The organism is Citrobacter sp. Cpo109, from assembly GCF_030332565.1.
Lineage (GTDB): Bacteria > Pseudomonadota > Gammaproteobacteria > Enterobacterales > Enterobacteriaceae > Citrobacter > Citrobacter portucalensis.
Genome location: NZ_JAOWHQ010000060.1, coordinates 1 through 4,269, shown reverse-complemented (window position 1 = coordinate 4,269; position 4,269 = coordinate 1). Strand labels below are relative to the sequence as shown.

Genomic DNA, 4,269 nt, shown 5'->3' with positions numbered 1-4,269 from the left:
TGACCTGCTCCCCGTTGATTAGTACACCCCGATGTTAGTAATGTCTTCATAAGCCACATGAGGACATCCCCATGAAGAAGCGTTTTTCCGACGAACAGATCATCAGTATTCTCCGCGAAGCCGAAGCTGGGGTACCCGCCCGTGAACTCTGCCGCAAGCATGCCATTTCCGATGCCACGTTTTACACCTGGCGTAAGAAGTATGGCGGTATGGAGGTGCCTGAAGTTAAGCGCCTGAAGTCGCTTGAGGAAGAGAACACCAGACTCAAGAAGCTGCTTGCCGAAGCCATGCTGGATAAAGAGGCGCTTCAGGTGGCTCTTGGGCGAAAGTACTGACGACAGACCAGAAGCGGGAAACCGTGATGTTGATGTGTGATGCGACCGGTCTGTCGCAACGTCGTGCCTGCAGGCTTACAGGTTTATCCCTGTCGACCTGCCGCTATGAGGCTCACCGTCCGGCTGCTGATGCGCATTTATCAGGGCGCATCATTGAGCTGGCACTGGAGCGCAGGCGTTTTGGCTACCGTCGTATTTGGCAGTTGCTGCGCCGTGAAGGGCTTCATGTTAATCATAAGCGCGTGTACCGGCTTTATCACCTCAGTGGCCTGGGCGTAAAACGCAGAAGACGTCGTAAAGGGCTGGCAACAGAACGTCTGCCGCTGCTCCGTCCGGCGGCGCCCAATCTGACCTGGTCGATGGATTTCGTCATGGACGCACTTTCCACCGGTCGCAGGATCAAGTGTCTTACCTGCGTCGATGATTTCACAAAGGAATGCCTGACGGTCACTGTTGCCTTTGGGATTTCAGGCGTTCAGGTCACGCGTATTCTGGACAGCATTGCACTGTTTCGAGGCTATCCGGCGACGATAAGAACTGACCAGGGGCCGGAGTTCACTTGCCGTGCACTGGATCAATGGGCCTTTGAGCATGGTGTTGAGTTGCGCTTAATCCAGCCGGGCAAGCCAACGCAGAACGGATTTATTGAGAGCTTTAACGGACGATTTCGCGATGAATGTTTGAATGAGCACTGGTTCAGCGATATCGTTCATGCCAGGAAAATTATTAATGACTGGCGGCAGGATTATAACGAATGCCGCCCGCACTCCACGCTGAATTATCAGACACCGTCTGAATTTGCAGCGGGCTGGAGAAAGGGTCATTCTGAGAATGAAGATTCCGACGTTACTAACTGAGTGTTGTATCTAATCGTGGGGGCAGGTCAATGGATGTTTGCCATTTCCCTGAACCTTTATGATAGCTAACCCCTTTATACACTGAGGTAGCATTTTCTTGCTTGCTCTTATTACGATTGTTTTCTGCTTTCGTAGCAGCACGTAAATTTGATGGATGGTTGTTATAACGATTGCGATCAATATGATCTACAATTTCAGGCCATAAACCTGAATGCAGATAAAACACTACACGGTGATAAGAAAAGCGTAATCCTTCAAAAATAAAGTGAGTATAACATTCTTTATTTGTAGTGGTTTCAATAGGATTTCCAGTTTCATTGTCCAATAGTTGATCATTAACAAGTGTAATTTTTTCACGGATACGCTCTAGCGCCTCGTTAACTTCTTTAATTTTTGTTAGACTCATTTATATTCAATCCCCTTTTGTGATAAGAGATACACTAAGAAAGCCTATCCCTTGAAATTATTTATGCTATTGTATTATTTATTTGTTCTCTGGTTCTCGTGATTGCTTCAAATATTTTCTTATCTCGATATTCAGGACTGACAAAACCCTGAATTTTAATACCATATTTGATTAGATAATTAATGAATTATTGTCTAAAAATTTAACTAGTTGAATGATTTATTCATTAATTTATCTCCATTTATTGGATTAGAAGTGATAGAAAGATCAATATTAATTATTTACCTATTATATATATAGTAAAAAACCCATTTTCGTTGGGACATCTGTAGTAAATAAGTAGTAAAAAGTATGTATTCTGTAGTATTTTCTTTACTACATATATAATACCTCCAGAAATGAGAAAAGTTGGGATTGATTATTGAGGAACGTATGTTGTATTCCTCAGATTTAAGAATGTAATTTAATGCACCTAAAACGAATTATGAGAGACTTTAAAAAAAGTGAAGGAAAGGTGTTAGGAATAGATTTAAATTGATTACAGAGGCTCTCATGACGCTACTGATACACACATATTTCATATGGATACTTTCGCAGCACGTATTCATGTAGTGAATGTTGACCTATGTCATTCTGAAACAGTATTTCTTTATGAATTTTATTAATTCGATTTTGTATCAGTGGTAATTTAAAATGATTTCTCAATGTAACTGTTAGTTACCAAATTGTATACTCACTCGTTTAATCAAAGATAAACAAAATGGCTGAAATTGTAGCGCTCGGTTTAGATCACTGGATAATCACAGGATGGATTGTCATTATTATTGGCTTGGTTATTTCTCAGAATGAGGATGTAATCAATGCTTCTGTTAAAAGTAAAAACAGTTCATATGATTTTTGGGTAACTGCATTAGTCTATGTAGGTTTTGGTTGGTTGTGTGTCACTTTGATAGCTGTTGTTAAATTTATCTGGTTTAACGTGTGACATAAAAAAGGGGCAATTAAGCCCCTTTGTCATATCAAGCCTGAGAGCCTCTAGGAAGCGTCCAAAAGAAAAGGTAGGCAATCACCTTACCTACCTTCATAAAACTTAACCTGATGCGATTCAGAGAGACGTTGTTAATCTGAAACTATCAAGAATTTATCCAATCACCAACTTCCAGCTCTCACGGCATAATCCTATGACATTCGTTTTAGGATTAGATTTAACATTCTCCACTATCCTTTTAGACAGTGTTGATTGTTGGAATCTTGCTGATGTTCAGCGAGCTAATGGGTCTATGTCCTCTCGTCTGGGACCAAATCAATTCCTGCGCAATGCTCAACCCATTGAATTACCTGAAGAATTAAACCGATCCTCAAATCTGAGGATCGACTTAGTTGCATCTAATCGTCAGATTGGTACTTGGTTGGAAGAGCGATTGTAGTGGTTTACTGAATTTGGCCACCTGAACAGAGGTGATATGCTCACCTCAGAACATTACAGGTGCCTCAATGAAAAAAAGAAATTTCAGCGCAGAGTTTAAACGTGAATCCGCTCAACTGGTCCTTGATCAGAACTACACCGTTGCAGCTGCGGCCAGTGCTATGGATGTGGGTCTTTCTACCATGACGCGATGGGTAAAGCAGTTACGGGATGAACGACAGGGCAAAATACCTAAAGCCTCCCCTATAACCCCGGAACAGATTGAAATACGTGAGCTGAAGAAAAAGCTACAACGCATTGAAATGGAAAACGACATATTAAAAAAGGCTACCGCGCTCTTGATGTCAGACTCCCTGAACAATTCTCGTTAATCGGGAAACTCAGAGCGCAGTATCCTGTGGTCACACTCTGCCACGTGTTCGGGGTTCATCGCAGTAGCTACAAATACTGGGAGAAAAGCGCCGAAAAGCCAGACGGCTGGCGAGCTGTGTTACGCAGCCAGGTTCGGGAGCTGCATAACATCAGCCATGGCTCTGCTGGCGCAAGAAGTATCGCCATTATGGCAACCCTGAGAGGCTTCAGAATGGGACGCTGGCTTGCTGGCAGGCTCATGAAAGAACTGGGGCTGGTGAGTTGTCAGCAGCCTACCCACCGGTATAAACGTGTTGGTCATGAACACATCGCTATCCCGAATCGCCTTGAGCGACAGTTCGCAGTGACAGAACCTAACCAGGTGTGGTGCGGCGATGTGACGTACATCTGGACAGGCAAGCGTTGGGCTTACCTTGCAGTTGTTCTCGATCTGTTCGCAAGGAAACCAGTGGGCTGGGCAATGTCATTCTCGCCGGATAGCAAGCTGACCATCAGAGCGCTGGAAATGGCGTGGGAAGCTCGCGGTAAACCAGCCGGAGTGATGTTCCACAGTGACCAGGGTAGCCACTATACAAGCAGGCAGTTCCGGCAGTTACTGTGGCGTTGCCAGATCAGGCAGAGTATGAGCCGACGTGGAAACTGTTGGGACAACAGCCCGATGGAACGCTTCTTCCGTAGTCTGAAAAACGAGTGGGTGCCAGTGACAGGTTATATAAACTTTAGCGATGCTGCTCATGCGATCACAGACTATATCGTCGGGTATTACAGCTCGCTAAGGCCGCATGACTATAACGGTGGGTTGCCCCCAAACGAATCGGAAAACCGATACTGGAAAAACTCTAAAGCCGTGGCCAGTTTTAGTTGACCACTACA

The 4,269-nt window shown here is 44.3% G+C and carries 4 protein-coding genes; 3 read left to right on the top strand and 1 reads right to left on the bottom strand.

Translation table 11 applies throughout. The features are described 5' to 3' along the window. The first annotated feature begins 71 nt into the window (after positions 1–71). Positions 72–1,192, top strand: a protein-coding gene (locus tag OGY71_RS14065) for an IS3-like element ISSen4 family transposase (RefSeq protein WP_136754148.1) whose coding sequence is annotated in 2 segments (ribosomal slippage) — positions 72–330 and positions 330–1,192 — 1,122 coding nt in all. Because the reading frame shifts where the segments join, the coding sequence is not laid out codon by codon here. Here the strand turns inward: OGY71_RS14065 and OGY71_RS14060 are convergent. After that, entirely contained in the window at positions 1,185–1,598 is a 414-nt protein-coding gene (locus tag OGY71_RS14060; RefSeq protein ID WP_286613421.1) for an HNH endonuclease, read from the bottom strand. The genes OGY71_RS14065 and OGY71_RS14060 overlap by 8 nt on opposite strands. 760 nt (positions 1,599–2,358) lie before the next feature. Here OGY71_RS14060 and OGY71_RS14055 point away from each other — a divergent pair. Further along, positions 2,359–2,583 (top strand): hypothetical protein, encoded by a 225-nt coding sequence (locus tag OGY71_RS14055; protein ID WP_200921540.1) that lies wholly within the window; start codon positions 2,359–2,361, stop codon positions 2,581–2,583. Positions 2,584–3,092: 509 nt separating this feature from the next. Beyond that, positions 3,093–4,261 (top strand): IS3 family transposase gene (locus OGY71_RS14050; RefSeq protein ID WP_100216202.1). Its coding sequence is split into 2 segments (ribosomal slippage): positions 3,093–3,342 and positions 3,342–4,261, totalling 1,170 coding nucleotides; the frame shifts between segments, so codons are not numbered across the junction. Positions 4,262–4,269: the final 8 nt, after the last annotated feature.

Bases quoted from the DNA above. Each gene is read 5' to 3' on its own strand.
- OGY71_RS14060 (WP_286613421.1), bottom strand. From the start codon at position 1,598: ATGAGTCTAACAAAAATTAAAGAAGTTAACGAGGCGCTAGAGCGTATC.
- OGY71_RS14055 (WP_200921540.1), top strand. From the start codon at position 2,359: ATGGCTGAAATTGTAGCGCTCGGTTTAGATCACTGGATAATCACAGGA.